A 21,646-nucleotide genomic window follows, 5' to 3' on the forward strand; every position below is an offset into this window, starting at 1 on the left:
AAACATTTCTCGCTTTTTAAGAAAAAACCATGTCAAAAAGAAAACGTTTTCGTTGTTTTTTAAAGCAGTCGTAAATTTTCCGATAAAATTCCATAAAATTAAAAATCATTCCTAAATTTTATTTAATTTGCAATAAAATTCAATATATTAAACATGGTTTCAATCACACGCCTTTTTGATTTTCCCTATTATCAACTAGAAACTTATAACCTTCCTGTTGCTCTAGCAACAAAAAAAAATGGAGTCTGGGAAAAAACGTCCAGCCAGGAATATATTGCAAAAGCTAATGCCGTTTCGAGAGCTTTACTTCGAATGGGCATTCAAAAAGATGATAAAATTGCTTTAATTACTTCGAACAATAGAACGGAGTGGAATATAATGGATATTGGGATTCAGCAAACTGGTGCACAGAATGTTCCAATATACCCAACAATAGCCGAAGAAGATTACGAATATATATTAAACCATAGCGGCAGTATTTACTGTTTTGTTTCTGATACAGAAGTTCTTCAGAAAGTAAATGCCATAAAAGCCAATGTTCCTTCTTTAAAAGAAGTTTATTCTTTTGATGAAATCGAAGGTTGCAAACATTGGTCTGAACTTTTGACACTGGGCGCAGACGAAAGCAACCAAAACGAAGTTGAAGCCAGAAAAGACAGCATTAAAACAGATGATTTGGCAACAATCATTTACACTTCTGGAACCACAGGAAAACCAAAAGGCGTAATGCTTTCTCATAGAAATATTGTTTCAAACGTTTTGGACAGTTCTCCACGAATTCCTTTTAATGCAGGAAACAGTACCGCTTTGAGCTTCCTTCCGATTTGTCATATTTTTGAAAGAATGATTTTATACATTTATCAATATTACGGCGTATCGGTTTATTTTGGAGAATCTATTGACAAAATCAGCGATAACTTAAAAGAAGTAAAACCTACTGTTATTACCGCAGTTCCAAGGCTTTTAGAGAAAGTTTACGACAAGATTTATGCAAAAGGAGCAGAACTAACGGGCATCAAGAAAAAACTCTTTTTCTGGGCTATTGATTTAGGTTTAAAATATGAGCCATACGGAGCCAATGGTTTCTGGTATGAATTTCAATTAAAAATTGCCCGAAAACTTATTTTCAGCAAATGGAAAGAAGGTTTGGGTGGAAGATTGGATTTAATGGTTTCGGGCAGCGCGGCATTGCAGCCTCGTTTGACAAGAGTTTTTGCTGCAGCAGAAATCCCAGTTATGGAAGGTTACGGTTTAACGGAAACATCTCCTGTTATTGCTGTAAACGATCAAAGAAATAAAGGATTTAAGATTGGAACTGTTGGAAAACCAATTCAGAATCTTGAAATTAAGATTGCAGAAGATGGAGAAATCCTTCTAAAAGGACCAAATGTAATGTTGGGTTACTACAAAGATCCTGAAAAAACTGCAGAAGCGGTTCAGGACGGTTATTTCCATACGGGAGATATTGGTGAAATTGACAGCGAAGGTTTCCTTAAAATCACTGACCGTAAAAAAGAAATGTTCAAAACCTCTGGCGGAAAATACATTGCACCACAGATGATTGAAAATGCTATGAAACAATCGCGTTTTATTGAGCAGATAATGGTTATCGGTGAAGGCGAAAAAATGCCAGCTGCTTTTATTCAGCCAAATTTTGAATTTGTGAAAGAATGGGCCAAAATCCATAAAATAAGTTTAGGAACCTCAACAGAAGAAATCAGTAAAAATCCTGATGTCATTAAACGAATTGATGAAGAAATTGAAGGAATAAACAAAAAATTCGGACACTGGGAACAAATCAAACGTTTTGAGCTTACTCCTGACGTATGGTCAATAGACGGCGGACAGCTGACTCCTACTTTAAAATTAAAACGTAAAATCATCAAAGAAATTTACAAAGATCTTTACGCAAAAATCTACGGAAATAATTAAATCAAAATAATATAACCAAAGGAAAACGGCTGTCTTGATTAAGACAGCCGTTTTTACTTTCAAATTTATTCAAATTTATAGCCTACTAACTTCGCTTTGCTTTTAGCTTATATCTTCCTACATCTTTTAGTAGTGTTGAATTGTTTTTTGCATAATGAATCAGTTCAGAGGCTATTTCTGGATTTTTATCAATTCTGCTAGCCACAATCTCATAGGCAATATTTCTTGTTACTTCTTCGATTTCCTCAAATCTGCTGTGTTCGTACTTTAACAAATGAAGAAACAACGAAGCGTTTTCGTCTTTTACATCATTTTTGTAAACACTTCTAATTGCAACCTCCAAGGCTTCTGCATCAGAAATATTGGCAAAGTAATTATTGAGACATTTGCCCGCATCTTGGTTTGTTCGCCATCCTTCAAGCAATAAATCCTGCGCCTGAGTCCTATCTCCTATCTTATTTTTATAAATGAGAGAAGCCTTGACATATTGAGAATGTGCTTTATAATTCGAAATTACTTTATTAAAATATTTATCTGCTTCAGACTTATTATGCAGCAACAGGTATAAATCACCAGTCTTTTCATCCTGATTGAGTTCTTTGTACAATGCAAGTGCTTCATTGTAAGCATGCCCTTTTTCGTACAATTCTGCCGCTTTTATTTTGTTTTGAAGGTATTTTAAATAAACCGATCCGGCTTCACGGTACAAACCGCCATCTTCTAAAACTTTGGCTGCCTGATGATTGTTCTTCAAAAGCTTCAAATAAATATGCGAAGCCTTTTCGTATTCTTTTCTGGCAATATAATCTTGCGCCAGTTTTTCATATCTGCTTCGCAAAGTATTAAACCTATTTGAATCAATCAAGAATGAGCCTCCAGAAACAGAACCTGAAGAACCAGACTGTGATCCTGCCCATAATGAAATCAGAAAAATCACAATAATAAGAATCACAACAAATACCAGTATCGAAGGCAGATTTTCTTTTACTTCGGATCCTTTACAACTGCGCGCCAGAATCATAAAAAGCAACACAAAACCGTATCTGAAAAATCCGGTTGAGTTATTTCCTCCTGAAGACAGATTATCAAAAAATCGTCTGATCCATCCAAAATTAAACAACTCACCGATACCCGAATTAAAAGAAAAAGTTCCTCCATTTCCGCCTCTGGATGTTCCGAGTGTGTCGAGCGGAATAGCAAGTTGCATGGCTTTCTCTGGATGTTTCTCTAAATAAGCTAAAAATTTATCCATTTCGCGATTGTTTCCTTGCATCAGCTTTTTCATGTTGAAAGGAAGTTTTTCAATAATTTCTTCCTCAGACAACGGATTCTCGATATGCTTCAATATTTCTTCCTGATCTACTTCTATCGTAAACGAAGAAATAAATTTCGGAATCACAACACTCTTACTCGGTTCTGTAATTGCCACTGTCACCTCTTTTGGAACTTTTATAAAATCGTCCCAGTTTACCTCATCGTTTAGTTCAACCAAACCAATCACAGGATGTAGAAAATGATAGTTTTCTGAAAACAATTTCTGCCATTCTTCTTTTGTCAATATCGGAAAAACGTTGGTGTTTTCAGGAATAAACAATTTATTTTCAACCAACTGACAGAAATTATTTTTTCCTGTATCTAAAACTTTCGTTTTCTTTTTATTAAAAACCAAACAACCGAATACTTCATTTGCTTTTACATCTGGAAGCGGAAAAACAGTGATTTTGTCCAATTCCAATCCCATTTTTTGAATTTCATAAAGCCATAAATCCGGGTTTGCGCCTTTAATAAGGATTCCTTCTTTAGGATAAACATTCTTCGAACTAATTTGTAGTCTAAAATCCATAACCGACAATATTTGAAATAAAAGGATTTATATATTTTTCTCTGAAGTTTTCTTCTTCTATTTCGTCCTGTGAATGCTCTGAAATAAAATAATCATTCCCAGCAAATTCTTGCTCAGACATATACGCAGTCTGCATATGAAAAATGAACGGAATATAAAATTTCTCAATTTCTGGATTACTGCTTTCAAAAACCAGAATCCCATCTTGATTGCTTATTTTGCTGCCATCTTCAGATTGAAAATACTGTATTTCGATATAACAAACCGCTCCACTTCTTTCAAGAACAACCTTAAATTTTTCTGCATCAGATTTTGTAACATTCTCCAAAACAATTCCAAAATCTTGATCTACAATGTCTTTAGCTTCCTTTAGACTTTTATTTGTATTCTCTTTTATATACTTTACAATCTCTAAAGGAGATTTTCCTTTGTTTTTCAGAATCAAATTCACTCTTTCTTCCAATCGAATGGTACCATTTCGCCTCGCTAAATGATTGTCTTTTTCGAATAAAAAATTTGAAATCGTATAACCGTTTACGTTCAAAAGATTTTGATGTATATATACACGGTCTATTCTTTTGATTACAGTGTATTTAAGTTTGTTAAATTTATAACTATTCACAAATTCATACTTCCTTTTAGAATAATCTAACTGAGCTTGGCGGATTTTCACCTCTCTAAGCCAGGTTAATTTAAAATCATCTGCAATATGCCAGAAATCGATTTCACTGTAGAAGTAAAATTCGTTGTTGTACACAAAAACATTAACAGTGGCAAGATTAATCTTATAATCCGATACAAAATACTCTTGCATTATGCCTGTATTTAGATTAAAAGTCTGCACCTTTTGTTTCAAATCAGAGTTATGACATAGCAAGATTTTTTCTTCCCTATCATTTGTCTTCAATGCAAAATTGCCATTTCCTAACTTTAGATTAGATGCAATCTTTAAGAATCCTTTATCAAACTGCTCACTGGTAAACATAAATAAATTACCGTTTATGTAGGTGTAAAAATCGTCTTGGCATCCAAAAACATTTTGATAGGATCTTTCCGCAGGATATAAAATTGGAATACTTCCTGTTAACGCTTTTTTCGAATACTTTTTATTTTTTCTAACCGTCCACAATTCGTCTAACGGCAGTGTAATCTGCTGAAGCTGTTTTCGGCCTTTATTCTGATGTTTATATATACTAATGGTCTGCAACTGCATCTCAAAAACATATTTTATAGCTGAAAAATAAGTACTCAAGGCATTTCGCATCGGAATAAGCTTAAGGCTTTCTTCTGAAGAAAATAGAAACACTTCCTGGCTTTTACTGTTTATTTTGTTTTCCTTGAAAAACAAATCAAGTCCAGCCGCACAATCCAGTTTGCCGTTAAGCTCTCCTAAAGCGTCTATTACTTGATTTACATTTTCTAGAATAATTTCTTTGAAGGTATCACCCAAAACAAAAGCCCTACAAGCAATATCTGTTTTTGGATGTCTGGCAATCGCTATCGCCGAAGCAAAGGAGAGAATCTTAGGATTTCCCCAATTTTTCAGCGATGCATCAATCAACAAAATACGTTCAAATTTTTCTGATTCAGGCGGCACTTCTCTTTGAATAAAAAGAGCTTCGTTATTCGCAATCCTCGACATAAAAACATCGTCATCATACGCAAATTCTGAAATAACAAGCTTATCAAAATCACCTTTATTAGTCAAATCTGAGATTCCTCCTAAAGGCTGTTCGCTCGGATGATTATGATGTAACGGAATATTAAATCCCGACCAAAGACATTTTATCAAGCTTCCGACCTGAAAAGTCTTGTTTTCTTCTATAAGCTGGTCTACAAAACCGACTGCCGTTTCTGTGCTATTTTTTTCTTCTAAAATTTCGTCATCCAGCTTTTCACGCAATTCCTTACTCGGAATATTTTCCATTGCATCTAATAGAGATTGAACTAACGGAAATTTTGCTTTTAACAAAGCAAGCGTCCTGAAATCTTTAATAAAATTAGGTTCGTTGAACTCAATCTTGTCTAAGATTTTATAAACATAGGGCTGACGTTTTTTATAATCTGCAATACATCTTTTCGCTCTCTCTGCAGAAATTCTGTTGTGGCAATCCTTAAAAATAGTTTGAAACAGCAGCACTCTTTTTTCGCCTCTTTTGTATTCTTCTGGCAAAGCGGCAAGTATTTTTAAAAAATCCATGCTTGCACCAATCCTAAAATTAGGATTAGAGTTTTTTTCTAGCTGTTTCTTTTTTGCTATTTCATGAATCATTTCAATCGCCTGTTCTCCTTCAGGATTTGTGGCCGCAATTGCCATTAATAAACTTCCAAACGGAGGTATGCCCTCATCAGACAAAAAATCTAAAATTTCGACAACAAACTGCACATATCCAATTGTTTGCCCGTCAGAAATTGCGACTGCATCATGAATCTGTCCATCAGAATTGTTTTCCCATTCCCAGAAATAATCGTGATATGATTGAAAGTATTTTTGAAATTCCATTTGATTTATTATGAAAAAGTTAAGCGAAAAGAGCTCAACGAAAGCGGTTTTATATTTTCTGAAGAAATGGCGGTATAAGTTCCATCCTTATTCCAAAGTATCATTTTTTCTGCTGATGGGTTTAATTTATCCTGAAGCTTTTTTATCAGAGAAAACCATTCAAAATCATAGCCAACAGGTATTAAAAAATAGTTGTTAAACCAATAGACACTTCCTTTTATCGGCAGTTGCGGATTTCCGATAATAAGAATCTTATCATCGATGATCACCCATTGGAGTGGCTCAAGTCTAAATCTCGGCGCTGTTTCTATGTATGCCTTTAGGTCATTGTAATTTACCAACAAGGCAAAAGCATCTTTTATTTCTTCTGAGGGTATTAATGAAATTTCTATTTCATGATTAATACCAAAAAAATTATGATTAAAACCAGGTAGCGAAACAGGAAGAGCACGAACTATGGGTGTCCACAACAATCCAGACGGCAGTTTTTTTGACGGGAGCAATTTCCCCTTCTCAAACAGCAGATTTTCTTTTAATTCGTACATATGTACATACGGAATTTGAAGAACTGCATCTGAATTGATTTGTTCAAAAGAAAAATCTTTAATCCAAATGCTATCGGCATCAAATGCTGTTTTTAGATTTTCCCAATGCCTTATAACACCTAAAAGGCTTTTGTGTTCTTTGTTTATTTCTAAGAGATACATATTAAACGGTCTGCAGGATTTTCTGCCACAATGATTCTATATGATCCTGAATGTATTTTTTCTTTTCAGCATCTTTAATCCAATCACAACGGGTCTGAATAAAACGAAGTTTATCTTTTATGATGTTTTGTTCTTCAAACGAAAGATTTTCATCTTGCCATTTTTCAGTCAGATACTGTACTTCTTTCATCACACTTTCGGCATCTGGTGTCTTATTGTGCAATGCTTGCGGGTGTGCAGATTCAGATTTGTCTTTTTCGATAATCTTATTGATAATGCTTTCCAGAATTTCGATTTGTTCTTCGTTATCCCAAATATATTTCAGCACCCAAAAATCAGACAAGACAGCTTCGTTTCTGCCACACATTAAAGCACTAGCCGCAATGAGGTTCTGCAATTTAACAGCACGTCGATCGGATACTTTTATTCCAGTATTTCTCAGACTGTGAATAATGTCTACGTACTCATTTCGTGTAGGCGTTAAGTCCACTTGTCTACAAAGTTGCTGCAACCCGCGTATTTCATCAGCAGTAATTGTTGGTGTTTCTCCAGCATTTGCGCTTTCTAGCTTCCATCCGGCCAATAAAACCTGATGCAGCAAATCTGGCTCGACATAATCACATTTTATACGAATAAGAAAACGGTCCAACAAGGCATTAAGTGATTCATCTTCAGGAAGCACATTACTCGCGCCTACAAACATCAAAGCGGGTAATTTTTTTGTTTCCTTACCACGTCTGAATATCTTTTCGTTAAGTGCCATTAATAAACTATTCAGAATCGCCGAATTGGCATTAAAGATTTCATCCAAAAATACCATCGAGGCTTCAGGCATCATTCCCTCTGTATTGGTAATCAATTCGCCTTCTTTAAGTTTACGGATATCGAAAGGCCCGAAAATTTCATTAGGCTCTGTAAAACGCGTTAACAAATACTCAAAATTTTTACCGCCTTCAATTCCGTTAGACAAAGCCCTAACCAAGGCACTTTTTGCCGTTCCTGGAGGGCCTAGCAAAAAAGCATTTTCTCTTGCTAATAATCCAATTCCTAACAAATCTATAATTTCGTCTTTTCCAACAAAAATTTCTTTAATATGCTTTAAAACAACATTTAATTTATCGGTAGCATTCATTTATTTTATCTTTTATTTTATTTCTTCTTCTACTTTACAAGCCTGCCCAAAACAGTTTTCTATAATCGCCAAAACCAATTTCCAATTGTTTTTTGATGAAATCAGATTCCGTAAATTTCAGAGCTTTTCTTTCTACGATTCGGTCAATATACAACTGCAATAAACAATCGTCTGAGGCTATTTCATCAAAATTAATCTTAGCAGTTTCAATCTCAAATCCAATTACTGAATAATGGAAATTCAATAAATGCATTTCTAAAAGTGAGATAACCGGATCATCGGCATCCAGTCTTTTCAATTCCGCAAGAATCTGAGGCAGAAAACGCAGACACAGATCTGCACAAATAAAAGCTGAGGCATCTTTTTTTCCTTTAAAATGAGGCAAAAGAGTATTCGTATCTTCAAAACTGAGTTCTCTGTAAAGCAGGAACTGCGCCGCCAAATAAACCGTTTTTGCGCCCCACAAAGCTGCGTCTGCGTTAAATACAGGAGGAATTCCGGGATATTCTAAAACTTCTTTATCGTATTCATTTTCCAAAAAAAGAATAGTTTCTGTCTCTTCCTCTTTAGAAATGGAAAGCAGCTTATTATAAAGTATGATCTTCTCAATTGTTCTGAGTTGGTAGATTGTATCTAAAAAAGGAGTGTTTATTTTATTCATTATATGAAAAAATCTTAATCAGCATATTCCTTAAAAATGCCATACTGACAAATATATTATTAAATCTGAACTTTGTTAAAATTTATTTTTTGAAAATCATTTGATTTTCACAGTTGCAATAAGCATTTTTTCAGGATAAAAACAGGTATTTTTACTTTAAATACCAAACCAGAAATCCTGTATTTTTGAGCTTATCTCAACTATAATCAAAAAATTATGCCGTGGACTATTCTCGAACAATTTTGGAAACGCAATACAAATCCTAAAAGTACCGATGCCCTCCTTAGCAATTGGGACTACGAGATTAAAACCTTGTATCAATTGGGCATTGGCATGGAAGATGCTTTACAATTTATCTATTTTGAAAAACCCGATTTTGAGACTTTCAAAACCTGGATCAACAACCGAAAACGAAATGCGCTCGAAACCACAGATTTGACTGAAAATGTCCTTTCTGAACAAGATCTTGAATTTTGGAACCAAAATGGTTATGTGGTTGTTAAAAATGCCATCTCAAAAGAAGACTGCAAAAACACACAAGATGTCATTTGGGAATACCTAAAAATGAATCCTAACCAGAAAGAAAGCTGGTACAACCTACATGAAAACCAAAAAGGACTGATGCTGAATTTTTCGGATCATGAAATATTAAACCGTAATCGTTTTTCGCCTAGAATCAAAAAAGCGTATGAACAGCTGTATAAAACGACCAAAATCTACAGAACGATAGATAAGGTAAGTTTTAACCCGCCAGAAACAGATAGTTTTTTATTTCTTGGAAGTTCGCTGCATTGGGATATCAGTTTAAAAAAACCGCTTGTATCAGGATTGCAGGGATTACTCTACTTAACCGACTGCGGACCAAATGATGGAGCTTTTCACTGTGTTCCTGGATTCCATAAACAAATTGACAAATGGCTGGACGAAATTGAACCAGACGAAAACCCAAGAGAAAAAGCACTTCAGACATTAAAAGCAAAACCAATCCCAGGCGATGCGGGAGATTTTATAATCTGGCATAACGCACTGCCACACTGCGCAACGCCCAACAAAGGGGAAACTCCTAGAATGGTTCAATACCTTACTTATCTTCCCGATGATTACAATGCCTCTGGAGAATGGATTTAAATCGTTTTTCATGACTGCTTAAATATCCTTTTTTCATAATGAAAGACTAACCGACATCATTAGAAAACTGTAAATAGTTGTATTTACAGTTTTCCTTTTTGCAACTATCCGCTATCCTTTTTGGGCAACTGCAATCAACAAATCAAATTCTAATTTTTAAGGCACCAATTCAAAATCTTGGCAATATTTTTTGCATCGTCTACACCGCGATGATGTGTTCCCTCCAACGGAATATTCAGCATTTGCAAGGCTCCATTCATTCCTGTCGCTCGGTCTAATCCGAATTTTTCAGCAAAATAAGTCTTGACATTAATATGTTCGTTGCTCATTGGATACTCAACTCCAAACGACTGGCATTGTTTTCTTAGCATATTCAAATCGTACTGGCCGTAACTTGCCCAAGTATATAAATCAGGATTGTATTCGTCTACCAGCATATTTAATGCTTCTTCAAAATTCACCCCGTTTCGATCTAGTAAATCCTGTGTAATCGTTGTCAGCTCAGTGCAAAACGAACTTACTGTCGAACGTTGCGGTTTAATAAGAATGCCATTGTTCTTCGTAATTTCTCCGTTTTCTGTATTAAGAACGGCAAGACCGATTTCGATAATTTCATTCTGCTGTCCTTTCGGAACCGCGCTCTGCCAACAAGTGGCTTCTAAATCAATAATGATAATTTTATCTGTAGTTTTCATTTTCTTTATGTTTTTAATGTTTTGTTTATTTAACCGAAAAGATTTGTTTCACGCAGATTTTGCAGATTTGAGCAGATTTTTTCATAATCGTTTTTAATCCTTTTAATCTGTGGCTAAAAAGCTTTGAGACTTTCTAACCGCAAAGGTTTACGCAAAGGCACGCTAAGATTTTATTCTCCCGCAGATTCAGCAAATTCAGCAGATTTTTATAATCCTTTTAATCTTTATAATCTGTGGCTAAAAAAAACTTTGTGCCCTAGCGCCTTCGTGGCAAAACCCTATAAGAACATGCTTTTGAAATCTAGAAAGAAATTCCTCTTCTTCTTTTTCGCGGTCTCTTCCTTTTTCGCAGAAATCATTTTTTCAAAAACCGCTTTAGCTTTTTCCATCTGTTGTACTGGTTTTACCTCTTCAATTTTAGAATTTTCGTAAAACTTTTTAAAAGGACGCGGATGAAAATCGACCATAATTGCCGCCATATTTATAGCATCAATGTTTGTCAGATCTGTTTCTCCTTTAAAGAAAGTCTCAATAGGTCTAAACTTATCTTTTTTCTCTTTGAACTTATTCTTTTTAGTGTGATCAAAATCGAGAGACAGGAAATTTCTGAAGACGTTCAAATCTTCTTGAGTTGGGTTATTTTCGAAAATAAGCCAGCACAGATCACGAAGTTTCCCACGAGATGGCTTGTACAAATAATCAAAGTATTTTCCCTCTTTTTCTGTCTCATATTTATTTATAATCGCTTTTTTATATTTTTTTAGTGTATTGTTTTTCATGGTATTTTTTTTTGCATTCTTGGGAATCTCAGGAAAGACTAGGTAATTCTTGAGATTCCAGTACTTTGCAAAGCTTTAAAAACACCTTTACTATACTGGATAAATACCTCTAAATGAGATAATCTCTCGAATTTACCTTTTCATTCCATTTTTTAATGTTTTCCACGTTTACCTCTCTGATTGAGGCAAACCCAGGCTCACTAACTTCAACGATACCGTTTTGACCAAACTTGTGGTTCAACGTAATTACTATATCTTGATTCATCCTTAAATTTTTATTATTAAACTTAAACTATAGACATTTACTGCTAATGGTTCTTTTTTACTTGACGAAGATTTCCTTCAATTGACCAATCACGTTTCCGCCTCCAGAAATGGTAATTTCACCGATTTTGTCAGCAATTTTTTCGACATATTCCATTTCTTTCAATTTCCACAACATTTCGTTTTCTTCCATCAGCTTTGCTGTGTTTAGCAAACTTCTTGTTGCGGCAGTTTCTTCTCTTCTCATGATGCTGTTTGCCTGTGCTTTTTTCTCAGCAACCAAAACCTGATTCATGATTTCTTTCATATCTCCTGGAAGAATTACGTCTCTTATTCCAGCATCAGAAATGACCAAACCTAAATCTTTGATTTTAGTTTTTGCTTCTTCCAAAATAGTTTCTGCAATAGCATCTTTTTTGCTTAACAATTCATCTAAAGTCAAACCTCCTATAAAAGCTCTCAAAGCCAATTGCATTGTAACATACAATTGTTTCTCAAAATCTTTATTCTCGACCAAAGCTTTCAAAATATCAACCACTTGGTATTTTACAAAAAAGTTGATTCTTAATCCTGCTTTATCTTTAGTCAACAATTCCTGACCAGAAATTTCTACTTGCTGTTGCCTCATATCGATTGTTTTAACCTCGATTGTAATTGCATTATTCCAGAAGTAATACGTTCCTGATTTTAGTTCTTTCACGAAAGTGCCATTCACAAACAACAACGCTTTGTCATTACTTGCTACTATGTACTTTCTTGTGAAGTATCTAAGTTTTGGATTCTCTAGCAAATTCACTGAAATATTTTCTGTGATTTCGATTTTAGACAAATCCGCTTTTATGAATTCATTTTTTACAATTCCCTTCCAAAAAGCATATTTTCCTGGCGCTAAAATTTCTTTGAAATTCCCTTTTACGAATTGCAGTACAATCTCGTTATCAGCAACCTCAACAATTTCTAAAAGTGAAGCCAATACTTGATTCTGCAATAAAATCTCAAGTTCAAAAGGAGCCTGAAAAGATCCATTCAAATCGTAAATCATGACATTTTTATTTCCAAAGATCCAGTGTAAACCTTCTTCGATTACTTTTACTAATTTTCTATTTTCGAACACCAAGCCCACTTGGTAGGTTTCGATTTCAATTCTCTTTATCATTTTTTTTTTGTTTCAAGTTCTTCTTTGTTTTATGTTTTGAAACAGAAGAAATCTTTGTTCTATTTTATATTTTCTTTATTCTATTCTCTAAATTTTAAAAAAACCTCCTTGCCTTTATCCTCCGAAAAAAGCGGGTCAAAAATTGTTGTTTGTTTTACCCGAATTGTTTGCGGTTGTATTTGGTAAAAATGATCCCCAAATCATTTTACAATCAAACCGAAAAGAAAACGACTGCTTCAAAAAACAGTACTTTCGCACTGGCTTTATCATGAGTGTGAAATTTCGGATTGCAAAATCCTGATTTCACTGACAAAGACAAATCAGTTTCTTTTACTAGTCATCTTTTTAAGAGTGATGGTCTCTCGAAATACAGATTTTCAGTCTGTTGACTTAAACCGGACTCGTCCAACCAATCGAAATTGGTGCAGGATTCGAACCTGCGTAAACACTCTAATGCTCTATCCTATTTGAGCCACCGCATCGCTGCGAGTGGGATTCGAACCCACAACCCTTAGATCCCTTGTGTGTGATAGTTTTTTGGAAAACCATTAAAACCTCCAAATCAAGCTGCATAGAAAAACATAATTCGCCTCTGCGAAAAGTTCCCTACAATGGTGCTATACAGAAACACGCAACCGGACTTGTTTGATATTGTAAATCAAAGTTTCCTTTGATGTAATTTATTTTTCTAAAGAACTTTTATTTCTTGAACAAAGATTCAAATGGTTCTGCGCAATTATTCTGCGCAGAACATAAAATCTATACAAATTCTAATTTCGTACGTTTAATTCCGAAATCTGATTTTCTTAATTTACACATTCTTCCATCTGAAATATGGTGAAAAACAATTCCCTCAATATCATTTTCTTCTAAGAATATTTTTAGATCATCAAATTCAAGATTAACAAAATCAAGCACTTCCTTGCCATGTTTGACCAAAGTATGTTTTGCAAACTTTTCAGGGTTTCCTTGTACTTTGGGTCCGCATAATTCGTAAGTTCCTTCGATTTTATCTTCCAATGCATCGAAACCTTCGAAAAAATGTTTGTCTTCCGATTTTGAGCGAATACATTTTAACCAATGCGGATGATGTCCCGAAATTGAATCTGCCTCCTGGCACGGAATTGCTCCTTCTGGAATTGTTCTTCCTTTTTTAGCATCAAATCTTTTAAAGATTTCTCCATCAATAATAGCTGCAGATGTACCGTCAAATTTGCGGGTTGCAATGGCTTCTCCATCAAAAACCCATTTATTTTCAATATTAATCTTATCTATAACTCTACCTAAATCGTTAGGATTCTTTGCGAATAATGTACTTATCTTTTTCATTTTTATTATTTTTAGTTTGCCACTAAGGGACAAAGTCACAAAGTTTTTTCTTAGCGTCTTGGCTCCCGATAGCAATCGGGATTGCGAGAATATTACTCTCACTTCATCCTCAAAATCTCTCGCAAAGTCGCAGAGTCGCAAAGTTTTCTTTTTATATCTTCATCAAACCTTTGTGCCTTCGGGGCATTTTCAATATTTGTCTGGGAAGCAGGATTCGAACCTGCGACCTCCCGCGTCCAAGGCGGGTAAACAGCCACCGTTATCTTCCCAGTTTTTCTAAGATTCTGAGTTGCTAAGATTCTAAGAAGCTAAGTTCTCTTCAAATCTTTGAATCTAAACCTTATCAACATCTAAAATTCTTAGAGTCTCAGTATCTTACAACCTAAGCATCTTAAAAAAAAAGCGGCTCATGGGAATCGAACCCGTTTCTCCCGAGAGACAGTCGGGAAGGTTATCCAGTAACCCCAATGAGCCAGTTCCTTCTAGAGAACAAGTAATTTTGGAAGGATTCGAACCTTCGACCATCTGCATATAAGGCAGACGCTCTATCCAACTGAGCTACAAAATCATTTATTTTTCTTTTGCCACAAAGGCGCTAAGACTCAAAGTTTTATTTTTTTTATACTTATAACCTTTGCTATTTTGTGTCTTCGTGGTAAAACAATAGGCATAAAAAAAGCACCTGATCAAAGGTGCTTTACAAAATTCAACGTGATATAACTATCCTATTGCCTATATTGATGCACCTGCATTGTGAAACGTCCAAGTTTGAAGCTTGCGTTTGCTGGTAGTCTATATGATATTTTACTTTGTAAAGCCATTTTATATGCTGTATTATATTTTAAAAATTCTTGCTATTATTTGAAACGCTTTGTTTCAATTTTGTTCGGCAAAGATAATGTCGAAAAAATCATATTTCCAAATATTTTTTAAGATTATTTTTCTGATTATCAATTAGTTAAATCCAAAATTAAAGCAAAGAAATTCCTGTCCGCAAACTGATGCAGATTTATCTTTTTATCAAATGATTGTTACTCATCGGATTACTTTTCAAGATTGTATTTCGCTATTTTGATTAATCATTAAACATTTGGTCAATTATTTTTTTAGTTTTTTTTAGTTAAGACTTCTTTTTAATCATTTTTAAATCTAATTCTTGCGGTATTCGACGAATTCAAATGGTCATAAAAAACAAAAAAAGCGCCCTGAAATGAGGACGCTTTTTGGTTTTATGATGAGTTTGACTCTAAAATTTACATTTTCACTTCATAAAAAATACATAGGCATCCTGAGCTTTCAACTGGATAATCTCCGGCTAATTGTTCAAAAATTCTGCTTACTGAAAGTTTCATATGTATCTCTTTTGTTATATTTTGATGCAAATGTAGTCTTTTTTATCTTAATTTAACATTTTATTACGAAATTCGTTGTTTTTTATTTTTAAAAGTATAATTAAAAATCCTCATAGGAGAACTTTATTTCATAAGGAAAATTTACGTTTGTGTTTTTTGCAAGTACTTTTCTTCCTTGTTTATCATAAAAATAAGTAAGAGTCATTTCGTCTTTTCCTTCCTCCCTTTCTCCTTCTACCGATATAATATAACTGCCTTTGGTGTTTTCAACGCCCTTTCGATCATAACTAAAATTCTTGCCAATCATTTCATTTTTTTTGTTGTAGCTGAAATTCTCAGTCATAATCAGTATTGGAGACTTTTTGTCATCTAAGACTGTCCGCACTTTTTTTATAAGGTTTTTATTTAGATAATTATATTGGGTATTGTTAAGAACTATCTGCCCCGACAGCCAATTCATTTCTTTCAGCTGATATAAAGCATCATAATAAAAATCGTATGAATATAAATCGTCTAATTCAATGCTTACGGCTGCTCCCTCTCCTTTACTAGGAACCAATAATACACGAACTGTGAGCGAATCGGGTGTTTTAACCAGTATTGTTGTGTATGATTTTGAATTAATATCGGTGCGTTCATTAATGTAGTCCAATTTTTTAATCAATCCATCTGCAAAATATTTCACTTTATAAGTATCCATGTCGGTATTACCATACAATTTTCTTTGATAAGCTACAATTCGTTGTTGTTTGTCGTATTCAAAAGTATAATTTCTGCCTTTCCAACTGCCTGTTGTATATTCGATATAAACCCTTTTGGTATTCTTCATTTTTTTGTAATCGGGAATAATATCATCTTCTACAAACAAAGCCTTAAAAATATTATGATTAGCCTCATCTACAGCTTCCTTGGGAAATGCAATATGTTCTCCTTCATTCTCATCAATCTCATTCACTTTATTTTTGAAATCCTTTTTAAATTGTTTATTGCTTTTTCTGTCTGCTTTTTTCTCAAACTTGCTTATCATTTTCTGAAAAGCTTCTGTATTTGCAACTGCAAAGTAGGCTTTAAAATAAGGTACGTACGAATCTTTCAAACCTCTAATGATAACTGGAGCATCTTTCCCATTATTAAGAATAAGACCGCATTCTGGCATGTAAACACTGTCTAATACAAATTCGGAATCTCCATTTTTAAAACTCACCGCTGCACTTGACATGGTCATCATAGGAAACGAAGTGCCAACAGCGCCATCAAAACCAGAGAATTTATAGATTTCTTGCTCCAATTTTCTAAATTTATGGAACAACTTACTGTTTTTGTTTCTATAGTTATTGATAAAAATAGCGGCAGGCGTATCGGTGATGACAAGTCCATTCTTTTTTTGCTTCTGTATTTGTTTAACCGCTCTGGGAGACAGCACTTCTATATTGGGCAGCTCTTCAAAAGTGGTTTGTGCTTCCAAAAAACACAGTGGAACTATCAGAAAAAAAATAACACTGTAAAGCGTTTTTTTAAAATCACCTAAAGGAATATACATAGAATCGTCTTTTATATTCCTAATACTAAGAAATTGTCATTTTTACAGCTAAAACATGCTTACAAATTCCGCGCTTTCCTTGATAGGCCGTAAACCAATCGCAGGTACATCTTTGCAACTCATTGTCAATAATCACTTTATGCACTACGCCAGAACCTTTTACTTTTGCTTCAATATAATTGGCTTTTCGTTCTACAATTTCAATTTCTTCGTTATCGATTAGTTTTTTGGCGTTTTTCAACCTCGGATTTAAAGACAAAATACGTTCCGTTTTAAAAGGAAGTCGTCTGTAGAAATGAGCTTTTTCGCTTAAATCATAACCTAACAATCCCATCGAAGATAGATTTGAAGTCAGATTGTCCATAGTTCCAAAATCAATATCATTTTCTATAGAAAGCATGGTTGGGTCAAACATTTCATTTGATTTTAATAAACTGTTTAATCCATAAACCCATTCCATTGGCAGGTTTTCAGTCATGGTTTCCAATACATTTCCTTCACCTGAAAATCCGCGATAGGAATCTGGAGAAAAAGCCATCAATAACTGCATTTTTCCAAATTCGCATACCACTGCACAAGTTTGTTTATCATCAGATTCGTAAATAAAAATCTTATCGACAATCGCCAAAATTCCTTCTAACAAACGTAGTCTTTGCACGCCGCCAATTCTAACTCCGTCTGAAGTTGCCAAAGTCGAAAACATAAATTTTCCAGCTCTTTTGGTTATAAAAAAATCGCCTTTTACGTTTCCTTTCGGCAGACTTTGAAAAAGCTGAATGGTTTGAATTTTGTTGAGTTCAAATTTCAAATCCATATCCGCCAAATACAACTGAACGCTTGTTAAACCTTTTATCCAGCGCATGGGCAAAGTCACTTTTTTCTCTACTACTTTTGCTTTGCTGGTAATCACCTGAACATCCTGCTGGCCAACGGCAAGCGTTACTTTTTCGTTTTTTTGAATGGCATTCAATGCATTCAGCATCGGATCATTGAAATCAACATTTGTAGTTCCGTTTGCTATAAATTCGCCGTCAATGGCTTCAGGCTTCATATCCAATCTTACATAAACTCCGTTGCAGGACGAAAATCCTTCAAAACGAAGTCTCTCTGATCCGGCAGAAACAATCGGGTCACGAAGGCTAGGCGGAATCGGCCCAAAACTCGAACGAACTACTTTGGCAATCGTACTCCAGCATTTTGCCGTCACATAAGGATCTGTCAAACTTCCCCAGAAAAAACAAGGAATATTATTGACTTCTTCTATTTCGGTTTGATGTGCCAAAACCAAATTATTGATGCCTTTTGTTTTGCTGTATGTCGAAACTCCTTTGTAATTATATTGTAAGTCTGTCATTTTCTTTATTTTAAAATTTGCTTAATCAATGATTTAAGCGAAGCATTATCTTTCCATTTTTCAAAAAAGGCAATCGCTTTTTCTGATGGCTTTTGATTGATTTTAATTAAAACATCGACATAATTTTCGACCATTTTCTTGAAATTTGTTGGAAGCTTATCTTGAACATCCAAATGAGCAAAAAAGACATTAAAAAACTGGAACAAAGCACTATTGTGCAAAGGAGAAATATCTTTCAAGGTGATTATTCCATCTGTTAATCTTGAAAACGCGCCATATTTCTCAGAAGCCAAAAATGCTGTTTTTTCAGCAAGTTTTTCGATATCAACAATTTGTTTTTCTATTAAGTTGATTAAAGTTTCAGAAGCTAATAATCTCAAATCTTTTTTCTCTTGGAAAAAAAATGTTGCAAACAAAACCAAGCTGTTTTCAGAAAATCTAAATTCTGGTCTGTTCATCACGTCCAAGTAACCTTTTAATTCGGGTTTTGATCCATCTGTAATTCTGCAATTATTCAGCAAAGTCAATGCTAACGCATCCGAATTTTGCGGCATTAAACTGTGCCAATAATAGGTGTTTCCAGCATAATTTAAACAATAATCCCAACTGTTTGATCGCGTATAAATATCCTGACTGTAAATTAGATAATTCGGAACTTTGGTATAGTTTGGCATATCAAAACGCAGTTCGTACCAAGATGGTGATCTTTCTTTTTCTTTAGTTTGATAATTTCTCCATTCATTCCATTGTTCCTTGAACTTAATTTCTGGTCTGTAAGGCGAAACCACAAAGGGAACTTCCTTTAAATAAGTATTTTCAAATTCTTTAAAAGTATCTTCTGGATAAAATGTTCTTGCCACAACTGCCCATAAAGACAAATTTCCGGTTTCTTTGGTGGTTTTACCGAATGTTGCCAGCAATTTTGAGACTAATGAAGTAGAATCAATCATCAATTTGTCTTCTTTTCCTAAAGCAAAAGACAAAAGCGTTTTCAATTCGCCTTCAATCTTATTTAGTAATGAAATCGCTTCTTCAGTATTTTCTCTTGGCATTCTGGCAATCGCAATCGCTAAATCCAGATAATCAATCTCTTCGTTTGCTTTTTGATAAGCAATTATCCTCTCTAACAAAACTTTCGGCGCAACCCAATACGGTTTGTGACTTGGAAAAGAAAGTAGTGGCAACTTAGAATTTGAGTCCATCTTTTGTTGTACTTTTTCCAACAAAGGTTTGATCAAAAGAATGGTATTTATTTTTGAATAATGTTTGAATCGATTGTCAAATCCTCCCTTAATATTTTCAATTTTTTGAGATAAAAATGACTTCATCACATTCTTGTGATTCGCCTCAAAATAATGTTTTTGAAGCTGTTTTTCGTACGGCTGTAATTGTGAACTATAATCTTCTGGGAATAAATCTCTTTGCTGAATATAGGTATTCATCAGAATTTCGGTATCGAGAACTTCCTCTGAACCGATGAAATTTCCAAACTGAAACAAAATTTCATTCCAATCCTTCGGCAAAGTTACTTCTTCTGTTAGCAACAATTCTTTCTTGGGTTCAAATTGGTATTCTTCAAAACCAATCTCATCAATAATCAAAGAATCTTCATCCATAAACTGACTTAAACCAGATTTGATGTTTCCTTGCATTAAAGTCACGTATGAAGTCAGTTTTTCTTTCAATGCTTTATCTTTTGCAGAACCTACTTTTACAAGGATTTTACTTGCACGTTCCTGTAAAGTCAAGTCAGCAATTACATAAATATCAGTGATGATTGAAGCAATCTGATTGTTTAACTTTGGATTGGCTTTGCTTATTTTTTCTAAAACTGGCAATACACTTTTTATTCCTGCTTTACAATCGCTTCTCATCATCATCGGCTCGAGCCACTCTAAAAATGATTTGGTTTTGAATTTAGGATGATTGTAGATTTTCTTTATCAATTCGATTCCGTAACTCGTAATAGGTGGGTACGCATTGTGTAAAAACGAAAATATATTCTCCTGAAAAACAACTAATTCATCTTCTGTCGCAGCAAATTCTTCGATTCTTTTTCTAAAGAAAGATTTCACGTTGTTGTTCCATTCTTTAGTCTGTATCTGAATGGCATTTTCAAAAAAGAAAGCACGGTTCATTTTTTTCTGATCCAACAATTCTTTGTAAATAATTGCCCACGTACTAAACTCATCGTGTTTTTGCTTATCATTATCCCGAAACAAAATAGTATGAAGAATAGTTTCATAATTAAAAAGCTCTGGAATATCACGTTGATAAGTTGTTTTATCTTCTAAAACCTTAGCGATAAAAACTCTCGATTTGATACTACTACGCCATTCATTGGTACTGCCCAAACATAAGGCATACAATTCTGGATTGAATTGTATCAGCCCCAACTCTTCAAACTGACGCAGAATATAGTAACTAAAACTCAGCCAATCTGACCTTCTGACCTTTTCGAGAATAAAAGTTTCCAGCCAGTTTGGTTTTGCCCATTGAAGAATTTCTATTACGTACGGTTTGCGATTTGCCTCATCTAACAATTGAAACGCGTCATCCCATGAGTTGATATCAGTTTTGTCAAATAAAGCTATACCGCTCAAGGTAATGATTTCTTTTTGTAAAAAATCTCCTCTCGTTCCCCATGAAGATCCCCAATTGTTATTCGTTTTGTTCTTTTTGAGAAATTCGGGTTCTTTAGACAAATCGATGTATTGCGTCCAGTATCTTTTATTTTTCTTGATCTGTTTCTTTAAAGCTTCAATGTTTCCCTTTGAATTTTCTTTTAAAAAAGGCAACAACAGCTTAATATCTTTTGATTTTATGATATCGTCGTACTCCTGTAAAACAGCTGCAGAATTGATTCCTTTAGCCGTTTTGGGTTTTGCAACGTCAGTAACTTCTCCGCTTTCAGAATATCCTTTTTTAATTTTTTCATTTAATAATTTTTCGGCGACTCTTAGGCATTCTTCATCCGTAGCAAAACTTTTGGTCTGCGAAGTTCCAGAGGTTCCGTTTTTACCATAAGTTACTGTAAATTCAAATCCAGTAACATTTATTTCCCAGAATTTATCTGAATTGCCTTCAATATATTTAAGTCTTTTTTTCATTGCTGTGGTTATTTTTTCAACATACTTATTCTAAGCTTATCTAAAATTTAGACGCGGATTTTACGGATTCGCTATCGCGAAAACGCGGATTAAAACTGATTTTTTTATTTTGTTTTAAATTGTTATTTCGCAGAGGTTCGCAAAAAATTCGCAGAGATTCG

14 protein-coding genes and 2 tRNA genes are annotated in these 21,646 nt (G+C 34.3%); 2 read left to right on the forward strand and 14 right to left on the reverse strand.

Annotated elements, in window-relative coordinates; all coding sequences use genetic code 11:
- Positions 1-153: 153 nt before the first annotated feature.
- Entirely contained in the window at positions 154-1,932 is a 1,779-nt protein-coding gene (locus ACFFLS_RS25290; protein ID WP_379682738.1) for an AMP-dependent synthetase/ligase, read from the forward strand.
- A gap of 85 nt (positions 1,933-2,017) precedes the next feature.
- On the opposite strand, the gene ACFFLS_RS25295 is transcribed toward ACFFLS_RS25290, so the two are convergent.
- Genes ACFFLS_RS25295 through ACFFLS_RS25315 form a run of 5 tightly spaced genes read right to left on the reverse strand, consistent with a single transcriptional unit; the run spans position 2,018 to position 8,778 of the window.
- Positions 2,018-3,775, reverse strand: a complete 1,758-nt coding sequence (locus tag ACFFLS_RS25295; protein WP_379682739.1) for a bpX3 domain-containing protein — start codon at positions 3,773-3,775, stop codon at positions 2,018-2,020.
- Positions 3,765-6,278, reverse strand: coding sequence for a ribosomal protein L7/L12 (locus ACFFLS_RS25300; protein ID WP_379682740.1), 2,514 nt, complete (start codon positions 6,276-6,278; stop codon positions 3,765-3,767). Before ACFFLS_RS25300 ends, ACFFLS_RS25295 begins: the two co-directional genes overlap by 11 nt.
- An 8-nt stretch (positions 6,279-6,286) precedes the next feature.
- Positions 6,287-6,985 (reverse strand): hypothetical protein, encoded by a 699-nt coding sequence (locus ACFFLS_RS25305; protein ID WP_379682741.1) that lies wholly within the window; start codon positions 6,983-6,985, stop codon positions 6,287-6,289.
- A 1-nt stretch (position 6,986) separates the two neighbouring features.
- Positions 6,987-8,117 (reverse strand): AAA family ATPase, encoded by a 1,131-nt coding sequence (locus ACFFLS_RS25310; RefSeq protein ID WP_379682742.1) that lies wholly within the window; start codon positions 8,115-8,117, stop codon positions 6,987-6,989.
- Between the two features lie 34 nt (positions 8,118-8,151).
- The gene (locus ACFFLS_RS25315; protein WP_379682743.1) at positions 8,152-8,778 is read right to left on the reverse strand and encodes a conflict system bpX4 domain-containing protein; all 627 of its coding nucleotides are present in this window, start codon (positions 8,776-8,778) and stop codon (positions 8,152-8,154) included.
- Between the two features lie 216 nt (positions 8,779-8,994).
- Here ACFFLS_RS25315 and ACFFLS_RS25320 point away from each other — a divergent pair, with 216 nt between their 5' ends.
- Positions 8,995-9,906: a phytanoyl-CoA dioxygenase family protein gene (locus tag ACFFLS_RS25320; protein WP_379682744.1), complete on the forward strand. Its 912-nt coding sequence runs from the start codon at positions 8,995-8,997 to the stop codon at positions 9,904-9,906.
- Positions 9,907-10,055: 149 nt separating this feature from the next.
- Here ACFFLS_RS25320 and ACFFLS_RS25325 read toward each other — a convergent pair whose 3' ends face one another.
- From ACFFLS_RS25325 to ACFFLS_RS25365, 9 genes are all read right to left on the reverse strand, one after another.
- Positions 10,056-10,601, reverse strand: a complete 546-nt coding sequence (locus ACFFLS_RS25325) for a 3'-5' exonuclease (protein WP_379682745.1) — start codon at positions 10,599-10,601, stop codon at positions 10,056-10,058.
- Between the two features lie 278 nt (positions 10,602-10,879).
- The gene (locus ACFFLS_RS25330; RefSeq protein WP_379682746.1) at positions 10,880-11,380 is read right to left on the reverse strand and encodes a hypothetical protein; all 501 of its coding nucleotides are present in this window, start codon (positions 11,378-11,380) and stop codon (positions 10,880-10,882) included.
- Positions 11,381-11,702: 322 nt separating this feature from the next.
- Positions 11,703-12,800 carry a slipin family protein gene (locus tag ACFFLS_RS25335; protein WP_379682747.1) on the reverse strand — a complete coding sequence of 366 codons (1,098 nt, stop codon included), beginning with the start codon at positions 12,798-12,800 and terminating at the stop codon, positions 11,703-11,705.
- A 759-nt stretch (positions 12,801-13,559) separates the two neighbouring features.
- Positions 13,560-14,129 carry an RNA ligase 1 family protein gene (locus tag ACFFLS_RS25340; RefSeq protein ID WP_379682748.1) on the reverse strand — a complete coding sequence of 190 codons (570 nt, stop codon included), beginning with the start codon at positions 14,127-14,129 and terminating at the stop codon, positions 13,560-13,562.
- Between the two features lie 199 nt (positions 14,130-14,328).
- A tRNA-Pro gene (locus ACFFLS_RS25345) sits at positions 14,329-14,400 on the reverse strand.
- Positions 14,401-14,623: 223 nt separating this feature from the next.
- Positions 14,624-14,697, reverse strand: a tRNA-Ile gene (locus tag ACFFLS_RS25350).
- An 884-nt stretch (positions 14,698-15,581) separates the two neighbouring features.
- Positions 15,582-17,021, reverse strand: a complete 1,440-nt coding sequence (locus tag ACFFLS_RS25355) for a hypothetical protein (RefSeq protein WP_379682749.1) — start codon at positions 17,019-17,021, stop codon at positions 15,582-15,584.
- Between the two features lie 25 nt (positions 17,022-17,046).
- Entirely contained in the window at positions 17,047-18,375 is a 1,329-nt protein-coding gene (locus ACFFLS_RS25360) for an SWIM zinc finger family protein (RefSeq protein WP_379682750.1), read from the reverse strand.
- A 5-nt stretch (positions 18,376-18,380) separates the two neighbouring features.
- Positions 18,381-21,485: a DUF6493 family protein gene (locus tag ACFFLS_RS25365; RefSeq protein WP_379682751.1), complete on the reverse strand. Its 3,105-nt coding sequence runs from the start codon at positions 21,483-21,485 to the stop codon at positions 18,381-18,383.
- Positions 21,486-21,646 lie beyond the last annotated feature (161 nt).

The organism is Flavobacterium procerum (assembly GCF_042431625.1).
GTDB lineage: Bacteria > Bacteroidota > Bacteroidia > Flavobacteriales > Flavobacteriaceae > Flavobacterium > Flavobacterium procerum.

What these genes read in the sequence shown, in the direction of transcription:
- ACFFLS_RS25325 (WP_379682745.1), bottom strand. Translation starts at nt 10,601, where the DNA reads ATGAAAACTACAGATAAAATTATCATTATTGATTTAGAAGCCACTTGT.
- ACFFLS_RS25335 (WP_379682747.1), bottom strand. Translation starts at nt 12,800, where the DNA reads ATGATAAAGAGAATTGAAATCGAAACCTACCAAGTGGGCTTGGTGTTC.
- ACFFLS_RS25360 (WP_379682750.1), bottom strand. Translation starts at nt 18,375, where the DNA reads ATGACAGACTTACAATATAATTACAAAGGAGTTTCGACATACAGCAAA.
- ACFFLS_RS25320 (WP_379682744.1), top strand. Translation starts at nt 8,995, where the DNA reads ATGCCGTGGACTATTCTCGAACAATTTTGGAAACGCAATACAAATCCT.
- ACFFLS_RS25290 (WP_379682738.1), top strand. Translation starts at nt 154, where the DNA reads ATGGTTTCAATCACACGCCTTTTTGATTTTCCCTATTATCAACTAGAA.
- ACFFLS_RS25365 (WP_379682751.1), bottom strand. Translation starts at nt 21,485, where the DNA reads ATGAAAAAAAGACTTAAATATATTGAAGGCAATTCAGATAAATTCTGG.
- ACFFLS_RS25300 (WP_379682740.1), bottom strand. Translation starts at nt 6,278, where the DNA reads ATGGAATTTCAAAAATACTTTCAATCATATCACGATTATTTCTGGGAA.
- ACFFLS_RS25310 (WP_379682742.1), bottom strand. Translation starts at nt 8,117, where the DNA reads ATGAATGCTACCGATAAATTAAATGTTGTTTTAAAGCATATTAAAGAA.
- ACFFLS_RS25305 (WP_379682741.1), bottom strand. Translation starts at nt 6,985, where the DNA reads ATGTATCTCTTAGAAATAAACAAAGAACACAAAAGCCTTTTAGGTGTT.
- ACFFLS_RS25355 (WP_379682749.1), bottom strand. Translation starts at nt 17,021, where the DNA reads ATGTATATTCCTTTAGGTGATTTTAAAAAAACGCTTTACAGTGTTATT.
- ACFFLS_RS25330 (WP_379682746.1), bottom strand. Translation starts at nt 11,380, where the DNA reads ATGAAAAACAATACACTAAAAAAATATAAAAAAGCGATTATAAATAAA.
- ACFFLS_RS25295 (WP_379682739.1), bottom strand. Translation starts at nt 3,775, where the DNA reads ATGGATTTTAGACTACAAATTAGTTCGAAGAATGTTTATCCTAAAGAA.
- ACFFLS_RS25340 (WP_379682748.1), bottom strand. Translation starts at nt 14,129, where the DNA reads ATGAAAAAGATAAGTACATTATTCGCAAAGAATCCTAACGATTTAGGT.
- ACFFLS_RS25315 (WP_379682743.1), bottom strand. Translation starts at nt 8,778, where the DNA reads ATGAATAAAATAAACACTCCTTTTTTAGATACAATCTACCAACTCAGA.